Source organism: Neobacillus nitrireducens (assembly GCF_030915405.1).
GTDB lineage: Bacteria > Bacillota > Bacilli > Bacillales > Cytobacillaceae > Neobacillus.
Genome location: NZ_CP133262.1, coordinates 1,553,090 through 1,578,967, shown reverse-complemented (window position 1 = coordinate 1,578,967; position 25,878 = coordinate 1,553,090). Strand labels below are relative to the sequence as shown.

Below are 25,878 nucleotides of genomic sequence, written 5' to 3'. Positions count from 1 at the left end.
TGAATATACCATAACGAAATAACAAGGTGATTAAATGGCAAAGAAAAAAAGACGACAACCAAAAAAGAGAGATAACCATCTCAAAAAGACTGTACAATTTGAATTATCCGCACTGGCTCTTCTAGCAATAGCGATCATCTCGATAGCAAAACTCGGTGCAGTAGGCAAGGCAACCGTTATTTTCTTCCGTTTTTGGATGGGAGAATGGTATATGCTTAGTTTAATTGGGCTAATTGTATTAAGTGTTTTTTTGATGTGGAAACGAACAATTCCTTTTTTCTTCCATATTAAATTGGTAGGAAGTTATTTTATTACTTCTGCTATTCTACTTTTAAGCCATGTAACCCTCTTTCATTTGCTGACCAATGATGGGAAATTTAAAGATCCTAGTGTGATCGGAAATACATGGGAATTGTTCATGATGGAACTTAGAGGTGAAACAAGCACCACCGATCTTGGCGGGGGAATGATAGGGGCAATTTTATTTGCCTTATTCCATTATTTATTTGCTGAAACAGGTACGAAAATTATTGCATTTATCTTTATTTTAATTGGAATTATTTTACTTACAGGTAAATCTTTTGGAGATTTTATTGGGAAGATCATGATTGTAATGGCTGATTTTTCAAAAAGTCAGTGGGATGCCTTTAAAATGGACATGACAGACTGGAAACAAAAACAACAAGTGCGAAAGGCAGAAAAAATAGCTCAGAAGAGACAAGCGCAGGAAACCCGTGAACAAAATCATCCTGTCTCAAATGTAGAAACACCATCTCTTCAGGAGGAAATCCTAACAACGGAACCTATTATATCTAGTTTTGCTGATCGAGCAAATATAGAAGAATTAGAGAACGATTCCCATCCTAGTGAGGAAACAAAGGCAAAAGGAACCCATGAAGAGAACGATGATCCGATTCCGCCCATCACCTTTACTGAGGTGGAAAATACCTCCTATGAGCTGCCGCCGCTTCGATTGCTTAAGCTACCCAAGAAAACAGATCAAAGTGGGGAGTATGAACTAATTCATGCGAATGCGGCAAAACTAGAAAGGACCTTCCAGAGTTTTGGCGTGAAAGCGCGTGTTACACAAGTACACTTAGGACCAGCTGTTACAAAATATGAGGTTCATCCTGATGTCGGGGTTAAAGTTAGTAAAATTGTCAGTTTAAGCGATGACTTAGCCTTAGCACTAGCTGCTAAGGGTATCCGAATTGAAGCTCCAATTCCAGGTAAATCTGCCATAGGAATTGAAGTTCCTAATACTGAAGTGGCCATGGTTTCCCTTCGTGAAGTGCTTGAAGCTACGCAAAATGACAAGCCGGATTCAAAGCTTCTTATAGCCTTAGGCAGGGATATTACAGGTGAAGCCGTGTTAGCTGAATTAAATAAAATGCCCCATTTACTGGTTGCAGGTGCAACGGGAAGTGGGAAAAGTGTTTGTATAAACGGTATTATCACAAGTATATTAATGCGAGCAAAGCCTCATGAAGTAAAATTAATGATGATTGACCCTAAAATGGTCGAATTAAATGTCTATAACGGTATTCCACACTTATTAGCGCCAGTTGTAACGAATCCAAAAAAAGCCTCACAAGCTCTGCAAAAGGTAGTAAGTGAAATGGAAAGGCGTTACGAATTGTTCTCCCATACGGGAACACGTAATATTGAGGGCTATAATGACCATGTTAGAAGGCATAATTTAGAGGAAAACGATAAGCAGCCTTTGCTGCCATATATCGTTGTTATAGTCGATGAGTTGGCTGACTTAATGATGGTTGCCTCTTCCGATGTGGAAGATGCGATTACCCGCCTAGCCCAGATGGCGCGTGCTGCAGGAATTCATTTAATTATTGCAACGCAACGTCCATCAGTTGATGTTATTACAGGGGTAATTAAAGCGAATATTCCATCTAGAATTGCCTTTGCAGTTTCAAGTGCTACCGATTCAAGAACAATATTAGATATGGGTGGTGCTGAAAAACTATTGGGAAGAGGGGATATGTTATTCCTTCCGGTTGGAGAGGCCAAACCAGTTCGTGTGCAAGGAGCTTTCTTATCAGATCAAGAGGTAGAGGACACGGTTGAATTTGTTATTTCCCAACAGAAAGCGCAATACCAGGAAGATATGATTCCTGATGATATCCCTGAAGTATCAGGTGTGGTTGATGATGATATATATGATGAGGCAGTTGAGCTAATTATTGAAATGCAAACAGCATCTGTTTCGATGTTACAAAGACGGTTCCGTATAGGCTATACAAGAGCAGCTAGGTTAATTGATGAAATGGAAGCACGTGGTATTGTTGGTCCATATGAGGGCAGTAAGCCACGGGCTGTTCTCCAATCAAAACCTAAAGATAAAGAAGAACAAAGTTCATAATTAAATAGAAAGTAGTAACCTTTATTATGTTCATGCGAAAAATACATAATAGAGGTTTTTTTTCGTGATAATAATTTAGTAGGAGTTATTAATAATATAGAACTTGGTACTAAATGTTCATAATAAAAATATACATATGTTAAGAAATTCCTTCGAATTTCCCATTTAAAAAATAGTTGGAAGTACCTAGCTTTATTTGTGACAGCACCATTCATCCTATCTAATCAAATTTTTTTATTAGCTATTTATTTATCCCAAAAATAATGTTAAGATAAATTTCGATTAGTAGAAATGATATCAGATGTCTGATGTCTAAGGAATAAGGCTGGAGGAAGCAGCATGTCTATAAAATCAGATAACCGGCATTTATACTTACAAGTAATCGATCGGTTAAAGCAAGATATTGCAACAGGAGTATACAAAGAAAAAGAGAAGTTACCTTCTGAGTTTGATCTTGCTAAACAGCTTGGTGTGAGCAGGGCAACGCTTCGGGAAGCATTACGCATTCTTGAGGAGGATAACGTTATCATTCGGCGCCATGGTGTTGGAACCTTTGTTAACGTTAAGCCATTGTTTACGTCAGGGATTGAACAACTTAACAGTGTTACTGCCATGATAAAACAAGCTGGAATGATACCAGGAACAATTTTCCTTAGATCATCAACGCAAGGTCCGACCGAAGAGGATATTCGTCGTTTCTCATGTTCTACTAGTGAGGAGATTTTCGTGATGGAGAGGGTAAGAACCGCAAATGGAGAACCAGTCGTCTACTGTATCGACAAGGTGCCAGAACGAATTTTGCCGGAAACCTTTTCCCATACAGAGGAATCTATTTTCCGTATTTTGGATGAGGAGGCAAACCGAAGAATTACATACGCGGTTGCCCAAATCGAGCCAATTGGCTATCATGACAAAATCTCCCCAATTCTAGAATGCGACCCAGAAACTGCTTTGTTAGTGTTAAAACAAATGCATTTCGATGAAATGGATGAACCCATACTTTTTTCGGTAAACTATTTTAAAGCGGACAAGTTTAGTTTTCATGTCTTAAGGAAAAGAATATAATTTTTTTTTATCCATAATGAAAACGCAAACAGTTTTGCAACATAACCATTTTTACTAAATCAAACACATTCATAGGGGGTCAATACCATGAAAAAGCGTAAAATTGGAATGGCATTATCACTAGTTCTAGCTGCTGGTACACTTTTAGGAGCATGTGGGAAAAGTGATGACACAACTAAGGAACCAGCAAAGAGTGGAGAAAAGAAAACTGATTTCTCTGTAGCAATGGTTACTGATGTCGGCGGCGTTGATGACAAATCATTTAACCAATCTGCTTGGGAAGGTCTTCAAAAATTCGGTAAAGATAATGGAATGACAAAAGGTAAAGGCGGATATGATTACCTTCAATCAAAATCAGATGCTGATTATTCTACAAACTTAAATACTCTTGCACGCCAAGACTTTGACTTAGTTTACGGAATTGGATTCTTAATGCAAGCTGCAGTTGAAGAGATTGCGAAACAACAAAAGGATTCAAAATTTGCAATCATTGATGCAGAGGTTAAACAACCAAACGTAGCAAGTGTACTTTTCAAGGAGCAAGAAGCGGCATTCCTTGCTGGTGTAGCAGCTGCACTCCAAACAAAATCTAATCATATCGGTTTCATCGGTGGTATGGAGATTCCTGTAATTGAGCGCTTTGAATCTGGTTTCTTAGCAGGTGTTAAAGCTGCAAAACCAGAAGTAAAAGTGGATGTTCAATACTCTGGTGCATTTGATAAAGCGGAACTTGGACAAAATATTGCTTCTAAAATGTATTCTTCTGGTGCGGACGTAATTTTCCATGCTGCTGGAGGTACTGGTAATGGTCTTTTCAAAGAAGCTACTGACAGAAAAGCAAAAGATCCTAGCAAGGAAATTTGGGCTATCGGCGTAGACCGTGACCAAAATGATATGGGTCCAGATGTTGTCCTTACTTCAGCATTAAAACGTGTAGACGTAGCGGTTCAGGATTTATCTAAAAAAGCAATGGATGGTAATTTCCCTGGTGGGGAAGTTGCATTATACGGATTAACTGAAGATGGAGTTGGCGTAGCCCCAATTAACGCTAAAGCAGATAAAAAAGCTGAGATTGAAGCTTCGATTAAAGACTGGGTTGAAAAGATTAAATCAGGTGCAGTAAAAGTTCCAGGAACTCGTGATGAATTAAAGAATTTTAGTGCAAAATAATTTTTGTGAGGAATAAGCAGGATTGATTATCATCTTGCTTATTCCTTCCTTATGAATCTTAACTGAAGGGTAGAATAAATATTCTACTTTTCATTTAAGATTTTAGTGGGGAGGAAATCCCTGTTTTTTTAAAACGTTGGAAAGGTCTGACCTCTTACTACTGTTGGTCAATTTTTCCTTTTACCTTATCACAGGGAGTGAGAAAAAGAATGGAATATGTAATTGAAATGCTCAACATCCGTAAAGAGTTTAATGGCTTCGTTGCGAATGATAACATAACCCTCCAATTAAAAAGAGGTGAAATTCATGCCTTGCTAGGCGAAAATGGTGCCGGAAAATCGACCTTGATGAATGTTCTCTTCGGATTATACCAACCCGAACAAGGAGAAATACGTGTTAAAGGTAAACCAGTGAACATCGCAAACCCTAATATTGCAAACGACCTTGGAATTGGGATGGTCCATCAGCATTTTATGTTGGTTGACACATTTACAGTTACTGAAAATATTATTCTTGGTAGAGAAATTACATCTGCCGGAAAAATCGATATTAAAAAGGCCGAGCAGCAGGTTAGAGAAATTTCTGAACGTTATGGATTAGCCGTCGACCCACAAGCGAAGATTTCCGATATTACCGTAGGTATGCAGCAACGTGTTGAAATCCTAAAGACACTCTATCGAGGGGCAGAAATTCTTATTTTTGACGAACCAACTGCTGTATTAACACCTCAAGAGATTAAAGAATTAATCCAAATTATGAAAACGTTAATCAAAGAAGGCAAATCAATTATTTTAATTACCCATAAACTTAAAGAGATAATGGAAGTTTCTGACCGCTGTACTGTTATTCGTAAAGGGAAGGGGATTGGAACTGTAACGGTTAGCGAAACCAATCCTAATGAACTTGCCAGCTTAATGGTCGGACGTGAGGTTGTCTTTAAAACTGATAAAAAGGAAGCAACTCCAAAACAAGAAGTACTTGAAATCAAGGATTTAGTCGTTAAAGACCCACGTGGTGTTACGGTAGTAAATGGACTAAATCTATCAGTTCGTGCTGGAGAGATTGTCGGGATCGCAGGAGTCGATGGGAATGGGCAATCTGAATTTATTGAAGCCATTACAGGTTTACGCAAGGCTGAAAGTGGCAGTGTAAAATTAAATGGCAAAGAATTAATCAATCATACACCAAGGCAAATTACTGAATCGGGCGTTGCTCATATTCCACAAGACCGACACAAGCATGGGTTAGTTTTAAACTTCCCAATTGGCGAGAACATGGTTTTACAAACTTATAATAAAAAGCCATTCTCAAAGAACGGAATCTTAAACTTTAGTGAAATTTATAAAAAAGCAAAAACGCTTATAAGTGAGTTTGATGTTCGGACCCCAAGTGAATACACTTTGGCACGTGCTCTCTCTGGTGGTAATCAACAAAAGGCGATTATTGGACGTGAAATTGATCGGAACCCTGACTTATTGATTGCGGCTCAGCCAACTCGAGGTTTGGATGTTGGAGCCATTGAATTCATTCATAAACGCTTAATTGAGCAGCGCGATCATGGGAAAGGTGTCTTGCTTATCTCCTTTGAATTGGATGAAATTATGAATGTTAGTGACCGTATTGCTGTTATATATGAAGGGAAAATCGTAGCTATTGTTAATCCAAAGGAAACGACGGAGCAGGAACTTGGATTATTGATGGCTGGATCGAATAGAAAGGAAGCAGGTGAACAATCACATGTCTAAGCGGTTTAAAAGTATATTAACTCCAATCATCGCTGTTTTATTAGGCATCATTGTTGGAACAATTATCATGTTAGTCAGCGGGTACAATCCGGTTGCAGCCTTTACAGCACTATGGAATGGAGCATTTGGAGAAGTCTATTATATTGGGGAAGTAGTCAGACAATTTACCCCATATATTTTAGCCGGATTAGCTGTTGCCTTTGCATTTCGTGTAGGGTTATTTAATATCGGGGTTGAGGGGCAATTCTTAGTAGGCTGGCTTGCTTCAGTTTGGGTAGGGGTAGCTTTTGACCTGCCACGTGTGATCCATTTACCACTGGCTATCCTAGCAGCTATAGTTGCAGGTGCGCTGTGGGCATACATTCCAGGTCTATTAAAAGCTCGTTTTCGTGTTCATGAAGTAATTGTTACCATTATGATGAACTATGTTGCTTTACATGTTTCAAACTATCTGATTCGTAATGTAATTACAAATCATGGGGATAATTCGGGCCCTATTCATAAATCTGCAACATTACGTTCACCTTGGTTAGAAAGTATAACAGATTATTCAAGACTTCACTGGGGCATTCTTCTTGCAATTATATCTTGCTTTATTATGTGGTTCTTATTAGAAAGAACAACAAGAGGATTTGAATTAAGATCTGTAGGGTTTAACCAACATGCCGCTCAATATGCGGGGATGAATGTTAATAAAAATATTATCCTATCAATGGTTATTTCCGGAGCATTTGCTGGCTTAGCAGGTGCAATGGAAGGGCTGGGTACTTTCGAATACGCAGCAGTAAAGGGTGGATTTTCCGGCGTTGGTTTCGATGGAATTGCTGTTGCATTACTAGGCGGAAATACTGCTTTGGGTGTCTTTTTCTCAGCAATACTTTTTGGTGTTCTAAAAGTGGGAGCATTAAACATGCCGCTTGAAGCTGGGGTACCAAATGAATTAGTAGATATTATCATTGCTTTAATCGTCTTCTTTGTTGCATCAAGTTATTTCATTAGAGTATTTCTTGACCGAATTAGTAAGAAGGAGGTGAAGTAAGTTGAGTTTAATGGATATCTTAATCATTCTTGTTCCATCCACATTATTATGGGCTGCTCCTCTTGTCTTCACTGCATTAGGCGGTATTTTCTCAGAACGTTCCGGGGTAGTAAATATTGGACTTGAAGGTTTAATGGTCATTGGGGCATTTTCAGCGATTGTGTTTAACTTATTTACATTTGACACATTTGGAAGTGCCACACCTTGGATTGCCCTATTAATAGCAATGGCTGCAGGAGCATTATTTTCGATTTTACATGCGGTTGCGGCAATTACATTCCGTGCAGACCATACGGTTTCCGGTGTTGCCATCAACTTACTGGCTACAGGTCTTACTCTGTTTCTTGTAAAACTTATTTTTGATAAAGGTGAAACAGGAATTATCAGTAAGGGGTTTAGCAAAATTGATATTCCTGTTTTAAAAGATATTCCTGTCATTGGTAAAATTTTCTTCCAAAATACGTACTGGACATCGTTCCTTGCTATCCTTGTTGCTATTATTGTTTGGTATATTGTTGCTAAAACACCATTTGGACTTCGCCTTCGCTCAGTCGGTGAACATCCGATGGCAGCAGACACGATGGGTATCAATGTAACGAAAATGCGTTATTATGGCGTCATCCTTTCTGGAGCACTTGGTGGACTTGGTGGTGGAGTATATGCACAATCGATTACATCTAACTTCAGCCACTCGACAATCAGTGGTCAAGGTTTCATGGCGTTAGCTGCAATGATTTTCGGTAAATGGCATCCGCTTGGCTCACTTGGTGCGGCAATATTCTTTGGCTTTGCACAAAGTATTAGTATCATTGGCTCAAGTTTACCGTTCTTAAAGGAAATTCCTAATGTTTACTTGTTAATCGCTCCATATGTATTAACGATCTTAGCTTTAACTGGATTCATCGGACGAGCCGATGCACCAAAAGCAAGTGGAACCCACTATATCAAAGGTAATCGATAATATTATTGAAAACGAACCCCTGATTAATTTCGGGGGTTCATTTTATGGAAAAAAGTATAATTACTTGTAATGAACATGCCTGTCAAATTATAGTAATAATAAGTATAGGTTTTATTACAAAGGAAAAGATATAAAGAAAAATGTTTACATATTGTTATGTATGACCTTGAACCGATAAGGAGGAATGTAAATGGCCACTGCTATAGAAAAAATAACACCACTTAAGGGATATAACCTGCACATTATACCAACAGAAAAATATAAAACGAATACCCTGATATGGAAGATGAAGGCACCATTAACAAAGGAAGATGTAACCAAACGTGCACTTCTTCCGCAGGTATTGCAAAGCAGCACCAAAAAGTATCCTACAACTACGGCACTTCGGTCGTATCTCGATGAGTTGTATGGTGCCACATTTTTTGTGGACCTCTCTAAAAAAGGCGAATACCATATCATGAGTTTTTCCATCGAAATTGCTAATGAAAAATTCCTAAGTGACCCAAGTCCATTATTAAAAAAAGGATTTGAATTGTTAGCCGAAATATTAACCAATCCAAATATTAAAGATAATGCGTTTGACCAAGATACTGTAGTAAAAGAGAAGCGTACACAAAAACAAAGGATCCAATCAGTTTTCGATGATAAAATGCGCTACTCGAATGTCCGACTAATTCAAGAAATGTGTAAAGGTGAACCATATGCTTTAGAAGTAAACGGCGATGCAGAAGATGTAGAAGCTATTACAGCTGAGAATCTTTATGAATATTATAAGAGTGCCTTCTTAAATGATGAAATGGATTTATTTATCATCGGCGATGTAAATGAAGAAGAGGTAAAGAGTTACGCTTCTGAACTATTACATTTTGAGGACAGAGAATCGAAAAAATTAGTACCACAGGAAATAAACAGAGCTAATGATGTAAAAGAGATAAAAGAAGAACAAGACGTAAAACAAGGGAAATTAAATATTGGGTATCGATCAAATATTGTCTACGGTGACCCAGATTATTTTGCCTTGCAAGTGTTTAATGGAATATTTGGCGGGTTTTCGCATTCCAAGCTATTTATTAATGTCCGAGAAAAAGCTAGTCTTGCTTATTATGCAGCGAGCCGTCTTGAAAGTCACAAAGGCTTGATGATGGTTATGTCAGGAATTGATTTAAAGAATTATGATCAGGCTGTAGGGATTATTCATGAACAATTAGAAGCAATGAAAAATGGTGATTTCACAGACCAAGAGTTAGAACAAACAAAGGCTGTGATTCAAAATCAAATCCTTGAAACAATTGACACCTCCAGAGGGTTAACGGAAATTCTTTATCATAATGTGGTGGCCGCCACGAATATTAACTTGGATACATGGCTCGAAGAAATGCAGAAGGTAACGAAAGAGGAAATTGTTGAAGTTGCGAAGAAAATTCAAATGGATACCATATACTTCTTAACTGGAACGGAGGCGGGCAAATAAATGGAGAAAATATCGTTTGACCAGCTTCAGGAAGAGCTATTTCATGAAAAACTATCCAATGGACTTAATGTATATATATTGCCGAAAAAGGGATTTAATAAAACCTTTGCGACTTTTACAACGAAGTATGGATCGGTTGATAATACATTTGTTCCATTAGGCAAAGAAGAGTTTGTAAAAGTCCCGGATGGGATTGCCCACTTTTTAGAGCATAAGCTTTTTGAAAAGGAAGACGGTGATGTATTCCAGCAATTTAGCCGTCAAGGGGCATCAGCAAATGCTTTTACATCCTTTACACGGACTGCCTATTTATTTTCAAGCACGTCAGATGTAGAAAAAAATCTTGAAACACTTATTGATTTTGTTCAGGAGCCTTATTTTTCCGAAAAAACGGTAGAAAAAGAAAAAGGGATTATTGGGCAAGAAATCACGATGTATGATGATAATGCGGATTGGCGTTTATATTTTGGGCTCATTCAAAATCTTTATCAAAATCACCCGGTTAAGATCGATATCGCAGGAACAATCGAGTCAATTTCACATATTACAAAAGATTGGCTATATGAATGCTATAACACATTTTATCATCCGAGTAACATGCTTTTATTTATTGTTGGTCCGGTGGACCCTGAGAGCTTTATGAATCAAGTAAAAGAAAATCAATCCAAAAAGGATTACAAGGCCATGCCTGAAATTAAGCGCAAATTTGAAACAGAACCTTCACAGGCGGCTGAAAAGAAACAAGTTCTTGAAATGAATGTGCAAACGTCAAAATGTTTATTAGGTATTAAAGCACTCCATGTCGACCAAACGGGCGACGAATTGCTTAAGAATGAATTAACCATGAATATACTACTTGATCTCTTGTTTGGAAAAAGCTCAGAAAATTATAATCAGCTCTATAATGAAGGATTAATTGATGAAACATTTTCCTTTGATTACACGCAAGAACAAGGCTTTGGGTTTGCAATGATTGGCGGGGATACCGGGGAACCAGATAAGCTAGCTGAAACGATTGCGGAGATGCTTTTAAAAGCTAAAGGGCAAGCAATTTTTAATGAAGAGCAATTGGAACGAGCGAAAAGAAAGAAGATAGGTGGATTTCTACGGGCAGTCAATTCACCTGAATATATTGCCAATCAATTTACTCGTTATGCCTTTAATGATTTGAACCTGTTTGATGTGGTTCCAACACTTGAACAAATTACCTTAAACGATGTACAATCATTAGCATCTGAGGTAATTTCGGAAGAACGCTTTTCAGTATGTCAAGTAATCCCAAAGAAAAAATAACAAACGAGGAAGCGTCGTAAACCCGGCGCTTTTTTCTCTGTTTTAAGTTTCTAGAAAGAGTGTGTGGGAAAAATGAAATATGTACTAATAACGGGTGCTAGTGGTGGAATCGGACAAGCGATTGCGTTGAACCTAGCAGAAAAAGGCTATCATTTGTATCTGCATTATAATAAAAATGAACAATCAATCAGAGAATTAATCAAAAAACTACAGCCTTACGGTGGAGAATATATTCCTATCTGTGCAGACTTTGCGGTTCCGAATGGATATACGAAGGTTTATTCAGAGATTTTTTCGCTAGATGCTATTATCCATTGCGGTGGAAACAGTCAATATGGACTGCTTGTTGATTTGCAGCATACTGAAGCGGAAGCATTACTCAATATTCACGTGCTAAATCCATTAATGCTCACAAAAGAACTGCTGCCAAAATTACTTAGTAAAGAAAAAGGGAGCATTGTCGTCATTACATCTATTTGGGGTCAAACAGGTGCGGCATGTGAAGTCGCTTATTCAACAGCCAAGGGTGCCCAAATTGCCTTCGTAAAGGCGTTAAGCAAAGAATTAGCACTAAATGGGATTCGTGTTAATGCAATAGCCCCTGGAGCGATTGCAACACCGATGATGGATGGTTTTACCCAAGAAGAGGTGGATCAGATTTCGTATGAAATTCCAATGGGAAGATTAGGGATGCCAGAAGAGGTAGCTAGGAGTGTTGCCTTTTTACTCTCTGAGGAATCCTCGTATATGACAGGTCAAGTTCTTTCATTAAATGGAGGATGGTATACCTAAAATTCATATTTATTCATGTATAGTTCGCTTCACTTTATCACAAAATAACCATGTACTAATTCAAAGGAGGGAAAACAATGTCTGTTTTAGAAAACTGGAAACAGTGGGAGGACTTTCTAGCTGATCGTCTGCACCATGCACAAAATGAAGGTATGAGTGAGGGAGCAGTTAGTAATCTCGCCTTTCAAATTGGAGATTATTTAGCAAATCAGGTAGAACCTAAAAATGAGCAGGAAAGAATTCTTTCAGACCTTTGGTCAGTCGCTGATAAGGATGAACAACAGGCGATTGCTAATATGATGATTAAACTTATCCAGAATAACGGCGGCTGCTAAAAGAGAGGAGGGTTCTCCTCTCTTTTTCTGTGCATAAATTTCTAAAACCACCGATAAAGAACGAATATCTTTGTTTTTACTTTCATCTTCAACCAAAATCATTTATTATAGGGTTTAGATGAGGAATTGTAAAAAATATGTCGAAACTTCTTTAAAGGAGGTTTATATCTTGAAAAAAGAATGGTATTTAGAATATGAGATACAAAAAAATCGTCCAGGGCTATTGGGGGACATTTCATCCTTGTTAGGAATGCTCTCTATAAATATTGTAACGATTAATGGGGTTGATGAAGGCAGACGAGGATTGCTCATTTTAGCAAAAGACGATGATCAAATTAAACGACTTGAGTCAATATTACATACTATGGACACAATAAAATTAATTAAACTTAGAGAGCCGAAACTGCGTGATAGGCTCGCAGTTAGACACGGGCGCTATATTCAAAGAGATGCTGATGATAAAAAAACCTTCCGTTTTGTAAGGAATGAGCTTGGCTTATTGGTTGATTTTATGGCAGAATTGTTTAAGCAGGAGGGGCATAAGTTGATTGGTATTCGCGGAATGCCTCGGGTCGGAAAAACAGAATCATTAGTTGCAGCAAGTGTTTGTGCAAATAAACGCTGGTTATTTGTTTCTTCTACTCTGTTAAAACAAACCATCCGTAATCAACTAATTGAGGATGAGTACAACGAAAATAATTTATTTATTCTTGATGGAATCGTCTCAACAAGACGAGCAAATGAGCGTCATTGGCAACTTGTCCGCGAAATCATGCGGCTTCCGTCAGTAAAAGTAATCGAGCATCCGGATATCTTTGTACAAAACTCAGAATATACGCTTGAGGATTTTGATTATATTATCGAGCTTAGGAATGACGCAGAAGAAGAGATTACATATGAGGTCGTTGACCAGAATAACATGTTCTCCGGATCTGATTTTGGAGATTTTGATTTTTAATAAATTGGAAGGTGTTAACAGGTGTCTGAATTAGGGAATCGACTTAAAGAAGTCCGACTAGCTAAAGGATTAAGCTTGGATGATTTACAATCCATGACCAAAATTCAAAAGCGATATTTAATTGGTATTGAAGAAGGTAATTATTCGAGCATGCCCGGGAATTTTTACGTGCGTGCATTTATTAAGCAATATGCAGAGGCTTTAAGCCTTAACCCGGATGAGATTTTTGAAACCTATCAAGGTGAAATTCCTGCTACTTATAATGAGGATTTACCACAGCAATTATCTAGAGTGAAAACACACAAAACGCTTACAGAAGGTAATTCCAAAATCTTTGCTATTCTGCCAAAGGTATTAATCGGTGTGTTTGTGATTGGGGTAGCGAGCCTTTTATATTATTTTATTTCAAATCATGCTGGCGGAAATTCTAATGAATCAATTGGGAAGCAAACTGAACCGGCTAAAATTGTAAAATCCAAGAATCTTGAAAAAGACAAACCAGATGATAAAGTGGTTAAGAAAGACGATAAGGAACAAAAGGATATTACAACACAGGAAGAGGAACAAAAAGCGGTAGATGAGACTCCAAAACAAGAAATTACAGCGGTTCAAAGCAGCGGCAGGAATTCAACGTATGAATTAAAAAATGCAGATAAATTTGTCGTGAAGTTGGTTTCTAACGGTCAAACCTGGGTTAGTATTAAAAATGGAAAAGGGAAATCCTTCTTCCAGGGAACACTTAAAACAGGTGGGACGGAGAGCCAAACAGAAGATTTATCAGCAGAAAGTATGGCTGTTATCAAAGTCGGAAACGCTGCTGACACTGAAATTTATGTTAATGATCAAAAGCTTGAGTATGCAGTCCCAGCAACTGCGAATGTTCAGAACATAACGATTCAATATGTTCTGAAAGAAGAATAGTCATCTATTGATGACTATTTTTCACTTTTATTAATTAAACGGAGGAAAACTATGAATATTCCGAATAGAATTACTGTATCAAGAATATTATTAATTCCAATATTCTTGATTATTATGCTTGTTCCCTTTAAATGGGGTGACATGCATCTTCTTGGGGCTGACCTTCCCGTTACCCATTTTGTCGGTGCATTAATTTTCATTTTAGCGTCTGCAACAGATTGGGTTGATGGCCATTATGCCCGAAAATATAACCTTGTAACAAATATGGGGAAATTTCTAGACCCACTTGCGGACAAGTTACTCGTGTCAGCTGCACTGATCGTATTAGTTGAACTGAATGATGTTTATGCACCTTCGTGGTTAGTAATTATTATTATTAGCAGGGAGTTTGCAGTAACTGGTTTACGTCTATTGCTCGCAGGGGAAGGCGAAGTTGTCGCGGCTAATATGCTGGGCAAAATTAAAACATGGGCACAAATTGTCGCAATTTCATCGCTTTTATTACATAATATTATTTTTGCAATGATACCATTTCGTTTTGATGTCGTGTCATTGTGGGTTGCCTTAATTTTTACTTTATGGTCTGGGTGGGATTACTTTGTGAAAAATAGTCATGTACTTAAAAATTCAAAGTAAGCAAAAGTTTACTAAAGGCTAGGAAGGTGTGTTGTTATGAATGCTGAGATTATTGCTGTTGGTTCGGAATTATTGCTTGGACAGATTGTGAATACCAATGCGAGGTTTTTATCTCAGCAATTAGCAGGGCTCGGTATTAATGTTTATTTTCATACAGTTGTTGGTGATAATCCCGATAGGCTAAAATCAGCAATTGAACTAGCTGAAAATCGTGCTGAGGTAATCATATTTACAGGCGGTCTTGGACCTACAAAAGATGATTTGACCAAGGAAACCATTGCTCGTCATCTTGGTAAAGAACTCGTTATCGATGAAACGGCGTTAGCTTCGATTGAACTTTTTTTCAAGCGAACCAATCGAGTCATGACGGAAAATAACCGAAAGCAGGCACTCGTCTTAGCAGGATCTCATATTCTCCCAAATAATCATGGGATGGCTCCAGGCATGGTATTAGAATTTGGAAGTCATACATATATGTTACTGCCTGGCCCACCGAAGGAAATGGAGCCGATGTTTCTCCAGTTTGGCGTTCAAGCTCTTTCTAAAGTCAACAAATCTAATGAGAAAATTGTCTCAAGGGTGTTAAGGTTTTTTGGGATTGGAGAAGCAGCGTTGGAAACTGAAGTTATCGATTTAATTGATGCGCAAAGCAATCCGACGATTGCCCCACTTGCAGGAGACGGCGAGGTTACTTTACGGCTGACTGCTAACCACGCGGATGAAAATACTGCACAATCGATGCTTGATGAGTTGGAAAAAACGATAAACCAACGTGTAGGGGTATTTTTATATGGCTATGATGATACGTCTCTATTGAAAGAGGTAATGAAAAATTTAAAAGAAAGAAAGTTAACGATTACTGCCGCTGAGAGTTTAACAGGAGGACTATTTCAACAGGAGTTAACAACAATTTCTGGTGCAAGCTCCGTGTTTTACGGTGGTGTGGTTTGTTACTCAAATAAAGTAAAACAACAGCTATTACAGGTGCAGGAAGAAACGCTTAAAACATATGGTGCCGTAAGTGAACAGTGTGCTTGTGAGTTGGCTGAAAATGCCTCTAAGCTATTTAATACCGATATCGGAATTAGCTTTACGGGTGTTGCTGGTCCTGAAGAACTTGAAGGCAAGCCAGTTGGTACCGTTTTTATTGGAATTGCGGTTAAGGGGAGACCAACCACTGTTGAAAAGATTACCCTAGGCGGAACGAGAGAAGCGAATCGGAATCGTGCAGTAAAATTTGGCTGCTATTTTCTTCTTCGCATCATAAAAGAGTCACAGAATGCTAATTAGTGTTCTGTGATTTTTTTTTGAATGATTAAGAATGGAAGGAATTCTGAAAATGGATGAATTTAGCTTTATCAGCCAACAAAAATTGCAAATATATGCAAAAAGCAGGGAGAATTCCCTTTTATTACATCAATTTAGCTGTGAAAATAAACGAATGAATGTTCGTTTTTTTACTCGACAAATATCCGAAAAGCGGTTATATTATTAATAGGTATTTATTTAATAGATTATAGCAATTAGCATGTGTTTATATATAAGGGAGGAAATAATTCGTGAGTAATGATCGTAAAGCGGCCTTAGAAATGGCGTTAAAGCAAATAGAAAAGCAGTTTGGTAAAGGTTCCGTCATGAAGATGGGAGAGAAAACAGATACGAAGATTTTAACGAGTCCAAGTGGCTCTTTAGCGCTTGATGCAGCACTTGGAGTGGGTGGATATCCTAGGGGCCGTATTATTGAAGTTTATGGCCCTGAGAGCTCTGGTAAAACAACAGTTGCTCTGCATGCAATCGCTGAAGTTCAAGCAAATGGTGGACAAGCAGCATTCATTGATGCTGAACATGCCCTTGACCCGGCGTATGCCCAAAAATTAGGTGTTAACATTGATGAGTTATTGCTATCACAGCCTGATACGGGTGAACAAGCACTTGAAATTGCAGAAGCATTAGTCCGAAGTGGTGCAATTGATATTATTGTAGTCGACTCAGTAGCAGCCTTAGTTCCAAAAGCGGAAATTGAAGGCGAAATGGGAGATTCTCACATGGGCTTACAAGCTCGTTTGATGTCACAAGCACTGCGTAAATTATCTGGTGCCATCAACAAATCGAAGACCATTGCTATCTTTATAAACCAAGTTCGTGAAAAAATTGGTGTTATGTTTGGAAACCCCGAGACAACACCAGGTGGACGCGCGTTAAAATTCTATTCCACTGTCCGTATTGAAGTACGACGTGCAGAGGCGTTAAAACAGGGAACTGATATCGTAGGTAATAAGACGAAGATAAAAATAGTTAAGAATAAAGTTGCTCCTCCTTTCCGAACTGCAGAGGTAGATATCATGTATGGTGAAGGAATTTCTAAAGAAGGTGAGATCATTGATCTTGGCTCAGATTTAGATATCGTTGAAAAGAGCGGATCATGGTACTCCTATAATGGTGAAAGATTAGGTCAGGGCCGTGAAAATGCAAAGTTATTCTTGAAAGAAAATCCAGATATTCGCCTCGAAATTCAAGGGAAAATCCGTGAACATTATGGTTTAGATGGTGAAAAATTTGTCACTGAGAAAGATGACGATGAACAATTTGAATTAATAGACTAAAGTTGAGGGGCAAAGCTAAATAAAGTTTTGCTCCTTTTTTCGATTAAATGATGTCCTATTCTAAATATTTCAAAAAGCCAATAGGACTAAGCCTTGACAATGAATATCCCCACCTTTACAATTAACATGTATATTTTACATTTTTGGTATTATTATATTCCGAAAAAGCCTTGGTGCTTGCTGTATGTTGAGTCTAAACAATGTACATGCCGACACTTGAAAAATGTAACAAAAGTTCATAGCAAGAGGAGGTGTAACGATTGGAACCAATGACTATCATCTCCATTTTGCTTGGCCTTATCGTCGGTGCCGTTGTTGGCTATTTTGTTCATAAATCCATTGCTGAAGCAAAAGTAGCAGGTGCAAAGAATGCTGCAGAGCAGATTCTTGAAGATGCGAAACGTGATGCTGATTCATTGAAAAAAGAAGCTTTGCTAGAAGCAAAGGATGAAATTCACAAGCTTCGCACAGAAGCAGAGCGTGAGGTTCGTGAACGAAGAAATGAAATGCAAAAACAAGAAAACCGTTTACTGCAAAGAGAAGAGAATTTAGATCGAAAAGAGGAAACGTTAAACAAGCGTGAAAATCTTTTAGAAAAGAAGGATGATTCTCTAAACCAAAGACAACAGCATATTGAAGAGATGGAAAGCAAAGTGGACGAGTTGGTAAGAAAACAACAAACTGAACTCGAACGAATATCGAGCTTAACGCGCGAGGAAGCAAAAACAATCATTATTGATAGAATGGAACAGGAACTAACCCATGATACAGCAATAATGATTAAGGAAAGCGAAAATCGTGCAAAAGAGGAAGCTGACAAGAAGGCAAAGGAAATACTTTCGCTAGCAATCCAGCGTTGCGCTGCTGACCATGTTGCGGAAACGACTGTCTCTGTCGTCAACCTACCAAATGACGAAATGAAGGGCCGCATTATTGGCCGTGAAGGAAGAAATATTCGTACGCTTGAAACATTAACAGGAATTGACTTGATTATTGATGATACTCCTGAAGCAGTTATTCTATCAGGATTTGATCCGATTCGTCGTGAAACGGCTCGCTTAGCACTTGAGAAATTAGTCCAAGACGGTCGTATCCATCCAGCGCGAATTGAGGAAATGGTAGAAAAATCACGTCGTGAAGTAGATGAGTATATTCGTGAGGTTGGTGAGCAAACCACATTTGAAGTGGGTGTTCATGGACTTCATCCGGATTTAATCAAAATTCTCGGCCGCTTAAAATTCCGTACAAGTTACGGTCAAAACGTATTAAAGCATTCAATGGAAGTAGCACAGCTATCTGGGTTACTTGCCGCTGAGCTTGGTCAAGATGAAACCTTAGCACGTCGCGCGGGCCTGCTTCATGATATTGGAAAAGCAATCGATCATGAAGTAGAAGGCAGCCATGTTGAAATTGGGGTTGAACTTGCAACCAAATATAAAGAACATCCGGTAGTAATCAATAGTATTGCTTCCCATCATGGCGATACTGAGGCGACATCAATAATAGCCGTTTTAGTAGCTGCAGCGGATGCCTTATCAGCAGCAAGACCAGGCGCACGTAGTGAAACGCTTGAGAACTATATCCGTCGTCTTGAAAAGTTAGAGGAGATTTCTGAGTCTTATGAAGGTGTAGAGAAATCCTTTGCCATTCAAGCTGGTCGTGAAGTGCGAATTATTGTAAGACCAGATTCAGTGGATGACCTTGCTGCACATCGATTAGCGCGCGATATTCGTAAGCGAATTGAGGAAGAGCTCGATTATCCGGGACATATTAAAGTGACAGTCATCCGTGAGACACGGGCTGTAGAATACGCGAAATAAAGCGGTGCACATGCACCGCTTTGTTTTTTGCAATATCCTATCCGATTAACTAGATCCATTTTGTGATACTATTTTAACAATAACAATTTTTTTACGAAAGGGACAAATAATGATTCTACTCTTTATTGGAGACGTCGTCGGCTCACCAGGACGGGACATGGTGAAGGAATACCTGCCTAAATTAAAAGAAAAATATCGCCCTCATTTTACGATTATAAATGGGGAGAATGCCGCAGGTGGCAAAGGGATTACCGAAAAAATTTACCGCGAATTTTTAGGCTATGGTGCACAGGCTGTCACACTAGGCAATCACACCTGGGATAATCGTGAGATATTTGAATTTATCGATAGTGCCAAAAATATGGTCAGACCAGCCAATTTTCCAGAAGGTACTCCTGGGAAGGGGATGGCATACTTTAAAGTAAATGATTTAGAAGTTGCTGTTATTAATTTGCAAGGACGAACCTTTATGGCACCACTGGATTGTCCATTTAAGAAAGCTGATGAATTGGTTGAAATTGCAAGGGAAAGAACGCCATTTATCTTTGTCGATTTTCATGCGGAGGTAACCAGTGAGAAGCAGGCGATGGGATGGTATTTAGACGGCAGAGTATCAGCTGTCGTCGGTACACATACACATGTTCAGACGGCTGATAACAGGGTTCTGCCAGATGGCACGGGGTATTTATCTGATGTAGGGATGACGGGGCCTTATGATGGGATATTAGGCGTAGAAAAAGAAGCTGTCCTTAAAAGGTTCCTTACCAGCCTCCCAGTCCGGTTTGAAGTTCCAACCTCAGGTAGAAGTCAGTTAAGTGCAGTAGTAATTGAACTTGATCGAAAAACAGGTTTCACTAAAAAGATACAACCTATTCTAATTAATGATGACCATCCGTTTTACTCTTAAGAGCAAATTTGATTTGCTCTTTTTTTATTATTACTAACTTTCTTTGAATTCCATGAGTTATTAAAAGGGGCATCCGCTTTTCTAATTTTTTCGTCCAAGCTGGAATATGTTTTTTGACAGCTGAATATAGTAGCAGTGGAATGTTATAACCTGATTTGTTCATGAAACTGCTCATGCGGGATCGGGATTTTCTAAGGAGGAGCTAGAAATGGATATATTAAAAGTTTCAGCAAAATCTAATCCTAATTCTGTAGCTGGTGCGCTTGCCGGGGTTCTGCGTGAAAGAGGTGCAGCGGAAATACAGGCAATTGGGGCGGGTGCATTGAATCAAGCCGTTAAGGCAGTAGCGATTGCTCGAGGATTTGTAGCACCTAGCGGAGTTGATTTAATCTGTATCCCTGCGTTTACCGATATTTTAATTGACGGAGAAGAACGCACAGCTATCAAGCTAATTGTAGAACCGCGTTGAAAGCGATAGACTATTACATGAGATCAGACGATAAGGAATTTATGTTACCTGCTTGTTCAACAAGCAGGTATTTTTTCGTTTTGATAAATTAAAAACATTATACCAATATATATTTTGATGATTTCTAGAATATAAATATTGAATATTGATATTTAGTATGACTTTGAAAAACTAGCATATAACGGGGAATAATCAATGTTAAGGTAAGGGTCGATATTATCGAATGCAAGTATATTTCAAATAATAAAAAAATATTCATATTTTAGACAATATTTCGCGTTAAAGGGTTGCATTTTTTTGTGCATAGGTCTAGAATTGTAAGCGTTTAGTACATATCTCTGAAAGCTTTTATTAGTTTTATTTAGATAAATATTGAGCTAATTTCTAGTGATTTACTCGGAATAGTGCTAGACTATAATGGATTCTATCTAATCTACTTATTTTTACATATCCAAAAGGGGTGTAAGTCATGATCAATCAACTTTCATGGAAAGTTGGAGGACAACAAGGGGAAGGTATTGAAAGTACAGGGGAAATCTTTGCTATCGCACTAAATCGCTTAGGTTATTACTTGTACGGTTATCGTCACTTTTCTTCACGTATTAAAGGTGGTCATACCAACAATAAGATCAGGGTTAGTACAACAGAAGTTCGATCTATTTCTGATGACTTAGATATCCTGGTAGCTTTTGACCAAGAAACTATTGATTTAAACTACAAAGAGCTCCATAGCAAAGGTGTAATTCTTGCTGATGCTAAGTTTTCACCAAAGAAACCTGAAGATACTGAAGCATCATTGTATGCGGTACCATTTACTGAAATAGCTACTGAATTAGGAACTTCATTAATGAAAAACATGGTGGCAATTGGTGCAACATCTGCAGTATTAGACTTAGATATTAATGTATTTGAAGTGGTAGTTCGCGAGATTTTTGGCAAAAAAGGTGACCAGGTAGTCGCAAAAAATATGGATGCAATTAAAGCCGGTTTTGATAAGATGAAGGAAAATCTTTCCACAGGTATCAAAACAATGGAGCTTGAAAAGGCTGACGGCAAAAAACGGATGTTTATGATTGGAAATGATGCGATTGCACTTGGAGCTATTGCAGGCGGTTGCCGTTTTATGGCTGCATACCCAATTACACCAGCATCTGAAATAATGGAATATTTAATTAAAAAGCTTCCTGCACTAGGTGGGGCTGTCATACAAACAGAAGATGAAATTGCTGCTTGTACAATGGCAATTGGAGCTAACTATGGTGGTGTACGTTCGATTACTGCCTCAGCTGGTCCTGGATTATCATTAAAAATGGAAGCAATTGGCCTATCTGGAATTACCGAAACACCGCTTGTCATTGTTGACACACAACGTGGAGGTCCTTCTACTGGATTGCCAACAAAACAAGAACAATCAGACCTTATGGCGATGATTTATGGAACTCATGGAGAAATTCCTAAAATTGTCATGGCTCCAAGTACGGTCGAAGAAGCATTCTACGATACAGCTGAAGCATTCAATTTGGCTGAAGAATATCAATGTCCAGTTATTATTTTAACTGACCTTCAATTATCTTTGGGGAAACAAACGGTTGAACCATTAAATTATGACAAGGTTGAAATTAGACGTGGAAAATTAGTTGCAAAAGAAATACCTGCTAACGACAATGCCTATTTTAAACGCTATGAAGTGACAGAAGACGGGGTTTCTCCACGTGTGATCCCTGGAATGAAAAATGGTATTCATCACGTAACGGGTGTTGAGCATGATGAGCAAGGTAAACCTTCCGAATCTGCTGCTAACCGGATTGCACAAATGGATAAGCGTTTCCGTAAGGTCGAAAATATTCGCTTTAATACACCAGTGTATAAAAATGCTAAGCACGAGGATGCAGATGTATTATTTGTAGGTTTTAACTCTACACGCGGTGTAATTGAAGAAGCGATGATTCGATTAGAAAACGATGGCTTAAAAGTAAATCACGCACATATTCGTCTGGTTCATCCGTTCCCGACTGACGAAGTTCTTCAGCTCGTTCGTTCTGCGAAGAAGGTTGTAGTCGTTGAGAACAATGCAACAGGCCAATTAGCCAATATCATGAAAATGAATGTTGGACACGCTGAAAAAATAACAAAGCATCTTAAATATGACGGTAATCCGTTCCTACCACACGAAGTATATACAAAATGTAAGGAGTTGTTCTAAATGGCCACTTTTAAAGACTTTCGTAACAATGTAAAACCGAACTGGTGCCCTGGCTGTGGCGACTTCTCCGTACAAGCGGCAATGCAACGTGCGGCAGCAAATGTAGGCTTAGAGCCAGAAAACTTAGCTGTTATTTCTGGAATCGGCTGTTCAGGACGGATTTCCGGATATATTAATTCATATGGCTTCCATGGTATTCATGGTCGTTCACTTCCGATTGCACAAGGTGTTAAAATGGCTAATCGTGATTTAACTGTTATCGCATCCGGTGGTGATGGTGATGGTTATGCGATTGGAATGGGGCATACGATTCATGCCATTCGCCGTAATATCGATATTACTTATATCGTAATGGATAACCAAATTTACGGTTTGACCAAAGGTCAAACTTCACCACGTTCAGCAACAGGCTTTAAAACAAAATCAACACCAATGGGATCAATTGAGGAATCCATTTCTCCTATGAAAATGGCTTTAACTGTTGGAGCAACATTTGTCGCACAAAGTTTCTCTACAGACCTTAAAGATTTAACTGCTTTAATTGAAGCAGGTATTAACCATAAAGGATTTTCTTTAATCAATGTATTCAGCCCGTGTGTTACTTATAATAAGGTCAACACATATGACTGGTTTAAGGAAAATCTAACGAAACTTAGCGATATTGAGGGCTATGACCCATCAAATCGTGAAGATGCAATGCAAACACTAATGAAGCATAATGGTCTAGTTACAGGACTTATTTATCAAAATACAGAGCGGAAGTCATATCAAGAATTAGTCACTGGCTATTCTGAGGGTCCTTTATCAAAAGCAGACCTTGATCTTGATCAAAATTACTTTGATAAATTAGTTTCTGAATTTATCTAATCATACTAAGCAAAATCCCGTGACTTGCCGTCACGGGATTTTCTATTGTTTTCAGGTCAGTTAACCTTTATACTATAATAATGTGCGGATAAAAGCTGCAATACGTAAATGAATAGAAAGGGGCATTTGAACAATGAATGAAAAACAACGTTTAGAAGGTCAAAAAGTCGAGTCTGTTAATTCTTCGGACAAAAAATCCGCCAAGGATTATAGCAAGTACTTTGAACAAGTAATTACTGCACCTTCATTAACAGAAGCGAAAAAACGTGGAAAAGAAGAAGTAAAGTACCAAAATGACTTTTCTATTCCTGAAGAATTTCGTGACATGGGTATGGGACGTAAATTTTATATCCGAACTTATGGCTGCCAAATGAATGAGCATGATACAGAAGTTATGGCAGGAATCTTCCTAGCATTGGGCTATGAGCCAACCGACAATACGGAGGATGCTAATGTCATTCTGTTAAATACATGTGCGATTAGGGAAAATGCAGAAAATAAAGTGTTCGGTGAACTTGGTCATTTAAAGTCTTTGAAATTGGAAAAGCCTGATTTACTTATCGGGGTTTGTGGATGTATGTCTCAAGAGGAATCTGTCGTTAACAAGATTCTAAAAACCTACCACCAAGTGGATATGATTTTTGGCACCCATAATATTCACCGCCTGCCAAATATTTTGAATGAAGCCTATATGTCAAAAGAAATGGTTGTCGAAGTTTGGTCAAAAGAAGGCGACGTGATTGAAAACCTTCCTAAAGTACGTCGTGGGAAGATTAAAGCATGGGTTAACATTATGTACGGCTGTGATAAATTCTGTACGTACTGTATCGTCCCTTTTACCCGTGGAAAAGAAAGAAGTCGTCGTCCTGAAGAAATTATCCAAGAAGTACGCCACCTAGCTGCACAAGGTTATCAAGAAGTTACATTGCTAGGTCAAAACGTAAATGCCTATGGGAAAGATTTAGAGGACATTGACGGTACTTATGGACTTGGTGAACTGATGGATGAATTGCGGAAAATCGATATCCCGAGGATTCGTTTTACCACAAGCCATCCCCGTGATTTTGATGATCGTTTAATTAACATCCTTGCAAAAGGCGGAAACTTAATGGATCATATCCATTTGCCAGTTCAATCAGGATCGACTGATGTATTAAAAATTATGGCTCGTAAATATACAAGAGAACAATATTTAGAGCTTGTGAGAAAAATAAAAGCGGCTATTCCTAATGTGGCTTTAACAACAGATATTATTGTTGGTTATCCAAACGAAACGGACGAGCAATTTGAAGAAACAATGTCCCTCTATCGTGAAGTAGGTTATGAATTAGCTTATACTTTTATTTATTCTCCGCGTGAAGGTACACCAGCTGCTAAAATGGAGGACAACGTTCCTTTGGAAGTGAAAAAAGCACGTTTACAACGCTTAAATGCTCTTGTGAATGAGATGTCATTAGAAGCTATGAAAAAACATGAAGGCCAAATTCTTGATGTTCTTGTTGAAGGGGAAAGTAAGAATAATCCTGATGTCCTTGCAGGATACACTTCCAGGAGTAAGCTTGTGAACTTTGTTGCACCAAAATCAGCAATTGGCAAAATTGTAAAAGTGAAAATTACAGAAGCAAGAACATGGTCATTAAACGGAGAAATGATGGAAGAAAAAGAACCAGTAGAGGTGAAGTAAAGTGGCAAAATATACTAAAGACGATATTGTTGCTCGTGCAATGGATATAGCACGAATGATTGCAGAAACAGAGGAAGTTGACTTCTTTAAACGAGCTGAAGCTCAATTAAATGAAAATAAGAAAGTTCATACATTAATTGCTGACATTAAAGGATTGCAAAAGCAAGCTGTAAATCTTCAGCATTATGGAAAACCAGAAGCACTAAAAAAGGTTGAAGATAAAATTGCTTCCATTGAGCAAGAGTTGGATGAAATACCTGTTGTCCAGGATTTCAAGCAGTCACAAATAGAAGTAAATGAATTGCTTCAAATTATTGCTTCAACCATTTCAAATACTGTAACCGATGAAATTATCATTTCAACGGGCGGCGATGTATTATTAGGAGAAACAGGTTCAAGTATGCAAAATGGCGGCGGGGCTTGTGAAGGCCACGACGATTGCGATCACGAACATTAAGATACATGCCAGGCTTTTCGGAGCCTGGCCTTTTTTATTTACTCTTCAGTTATTTTCCCCTGCATTTTAAATCTTATTCCACTCCTTTTTTAAAGTACGGGC

At 38.3% G+C, this 25,878-nt stretch carries 22 protein-coding genes; all 22 read left to right on the top strand.

Going from position 1 to position 25,878, the window contains the following annotated elements:
• Positions 1-34 precede the first annotated feature (34 nt).
• Positions 35-2,380, top strand: coding sequence for a DNA translocase FtsK (locus tag RCG22_RS07525; RefSeq protein WP_308106406.1), 2,346 nt, complete (start codon positions 35-37; stop codon positions 2,378-2,380).
• Positions 2,381-2,719: 339 nt separating this feature from the next.
• Positions 2,720-3,445 carry a GntR family transcriptional regulator gene (locus RCG22_RS07520; RefSeq protein ID WP_308106405.1) on the top strand — a complete coding sequence of 242 codons (726 nt, stop codon included), beginning with the start codon at positions 2,720-2,722 and terminating at the stop codon, positions 3,443-3,445.
• 87 nt (positions 3,446-3,532) lie between these two features.
• Complete coding sequence (locus RCG22_RS07515) at positions 3,533-4,615, top strand: BMP family lipoprotein (RefSeq protein WP_098261204.1); 1,083 nt, start codon at positions 3,533-3,535, stop codon at positions 4,613-4,615.
• Positions 4,616-4,824: 209 nt separating this feature from the next.
• A complete protein-coding gene (locus RCG22_RS07510; RefSeq protein WP_098261205.1) occupies positions 4,825-6,360 on the top strand; it encodes an ABC transporter ATP-binding protein in 1,536 nt (511 codons plus the stop codon).
• Positions 6,353-7,399 carry an ABC transporter permease gene (locus RCG22_RS07505; protein ID WP_098261206.1) on the top strand — a complete coding sequence of 349 codons (1,047 nt, stop codon included), beginning with the start codon at positions 6,353-6,355 and terminating at the stop codon, positions 7,397-7,399. The genes RCG22_RS07510 and RCG22_RS07505 overlap by 8 nt, the downstream gene beginning before the upstream one ends.
• Before the next feature lies 1 nt (position 7,400).
• A complete protein-coding gene (locus tag RCG22_RS07500; RefSeq protein ID WP_098261207.1) occupies positions 7,401-8,360 on the top strand; it encodes an ABC transporter permease in 960 nt (319 codons plus the stop codon).
• 190 nt (positions 8,361-8,550) lie between these two features.
• Positions 8,551-9,831 carry an EF-P 5-aminopentanol modification-associated protein YfmF gene (gene yfmF, locus RCG22_RS07495; RefSeq protein ID WP_308106404.1) on the top strand — a complete coding sequence of 427 codons (1,281 nt, stop codon included), beginning with the start codon at positions 8,551-8,553 and terminating at the stop codon, positions 9,829-9,831.
• Positions 9,832-11,124 carry an EF-P 5-aminopentanol modification-associated protein YfmH gene (yfmH, locus tag RCG22_RS07490; RefSeq protein ID WP_308106403.1) on the top strand — a complete coding sequence of 431 codons (1,293 nt, stop codon included), beginning with the start codon at positions 9,832-9,834 and terminating at the stop codon, positions 11,122-11,124.
• Between the two features lie 72 nt (positions 11,125-11,196).
• A complete protein-coding gene (ymfI, locus tag RCG22_RS07485; protein WP_308106402.1) occupies positions 11,197-11,916 on the top strand; it encodes an elongation factor P 5-aminopentanone reductase in 720 nt (239 codons plus the stop codon).
• 77 nt (positions 11,917-11,993) lie between these two features.
• Positions 11,994-12,251, top strand: coding sequence for a DUF3243 domain-containing protein (locus RCG22_RS07480; RefSeq protein ID WP_308106401.1), 258 nt, complete (start codon positions 11,994-11,996; stop codon positions 12,249-12,251).
• Positions 12,252-12,417: 166 nt separating this feature from the next.
• Positions 12,418-13,209 (top strand): DUF3388 domain-containing protein, encoded by a 792-nt coding sequence (locus tag RCG22_RS07475; RefSeq protein WP_098261566.1) that lies wholly within the window; start codon positions 12,418-12,420, stop codon positions 13,207-13,209.
• Between the two features lie 21 nt (positions 13,210-13,230).
• Positions 13,231-14,130 (top strand): helix-turn-helix domain-containing protein, encoded by a 900-nt coding sequence (locus RCG22_RS07470; protein ID WP_308106400.1) that lies wholly within the window; start codon positions 13,231-13,233, stop codon positions 14,128-14,130.
• A gap of 51 nt (positions 14,131-14,181) precedes the next feature.
• On the top strand, positions 14,182-14,766 hold the full coding sequence (gene pgsA / locus RCG22_RS07465) for a CDP-diacylglycerol--glycerol-3-phosphate 3-phosphatidyltransferase (RefSeq protein ID WP_098261212.1): 585 nt from the start codon (positions 14,182-14,184) through the stop codon (positions 14,764-14,766).
• Positions 14,767-14,802: 36 nt separating this feature from the next.
• On the top strand, positions 14,803-16,056 hold the full coding sequence (locus tag RCG22_RS07460) for a competence/damage-inducible protein A (RefSeq protein WP_308106399.1): 1,254 nt from the start codon (positions 14,803-14,805) through the stop codon (positions 16,054-16,056).
• 269 nt (positions 16,057-16,325) lie between these two features.
• Entirely contained in the window at positions 16,326-17,369 is a 1,044-nt protein-coding gene (recA, locus tag RCG22_RS07455; RefSeq protein WP_098261214.1) for a recombinase RecA, read from the top strand.
• A 269-nt stretch (positions 17,370-17,638) separates the two neighbouring features.
• Positions 17,639-19,189: a ribonuclease Y gene (gene rny / locus RCG22_RS07450; RefSeq protein WP_176525523.1), complete on the top strand. Its 1,551-nt coding sequence runs from the start codon at positions 17,639-17,641 to the stop codon at positions 19,187-19,189.
• A 109-nt stretch (positions 19,190-19,298) separates the two neighbouring features.
• Positions 19,299-20,096 (top strand): TIGR00282 family metallophosphoesterase, encoded by a 798-nt coding sequence (locus tag RCG22_RS07445; RefSeq protein ID WP_308106398.1) that lies wholly within the window; start codon positions 19,299-19,301, stop codon positions 20,094-20,096.
• 208 nt (positions 20,097-20,304) lie between these two features.
• Positions 20,305-20,565 carry a stage V sporulation protein SpoVS gene (gene spoVS / locus RCG22_RS07440; RefSeq protein WP_026566505.1) on the top strand — a complete coding sequence of 87 codons (261 nt, stop codon included), beginning with the start codon at positions 20,305-20,307 and terminating at the stop codon, positions 20,563-20,565.
• A gap of 469 nt (positions 20,566-21,034) precedes the next feature.
• Positions 21,035-22,768, top strand: a complete 1,734-nt coding sequence (locus RCG22_RS07435) for a 2-oxoacid:acceptor oxidoreductase subunit alpha (protein ID WP_308106397.1) — start codon at positions 21,035-21,037, stop codon at positions 22,766-22,768.
• Positions 22,769-23,635 carry a 2-oxoacid:ferredoxin oxidoreductase subunit beta gene (locus tag RCG22_RS07430; protein ID WP_098261218.1) on the top strand — a complete coding sequence of 289 codons (867 nt, stop codon included), beginning with the start codon at positions 22,769-22,771 and terminating at the stop codon, positions 23,633-23,635.
• 133 nt (positions 23,636-23,768) lie between these two features.
• Entirely contained in the window at positions 23,769-25,319 is a 1,551-nt protein-coding gene (gene miaB / locus RCG22_RS07425) for a tRNA (N6-isopentenyl adenosine(37)-C2)-methylthiotransferase MiaB (protein ID WP_308106396.1), read from the top strand.
• 1 nt (position 25,320) lies between these two features.
• Complete coding sequence (locus RCG22_RS07420; protein WP_098261220.1) at positions 25,321-25,776, top strand: YlbF/YmcA family competence regulator; 456 nt, start codon at positions 25,321-25,323, stop codon at positions 25,774-25,776.
• Positions 25,777-25,878: the final 102 nt, after the last annotated feature.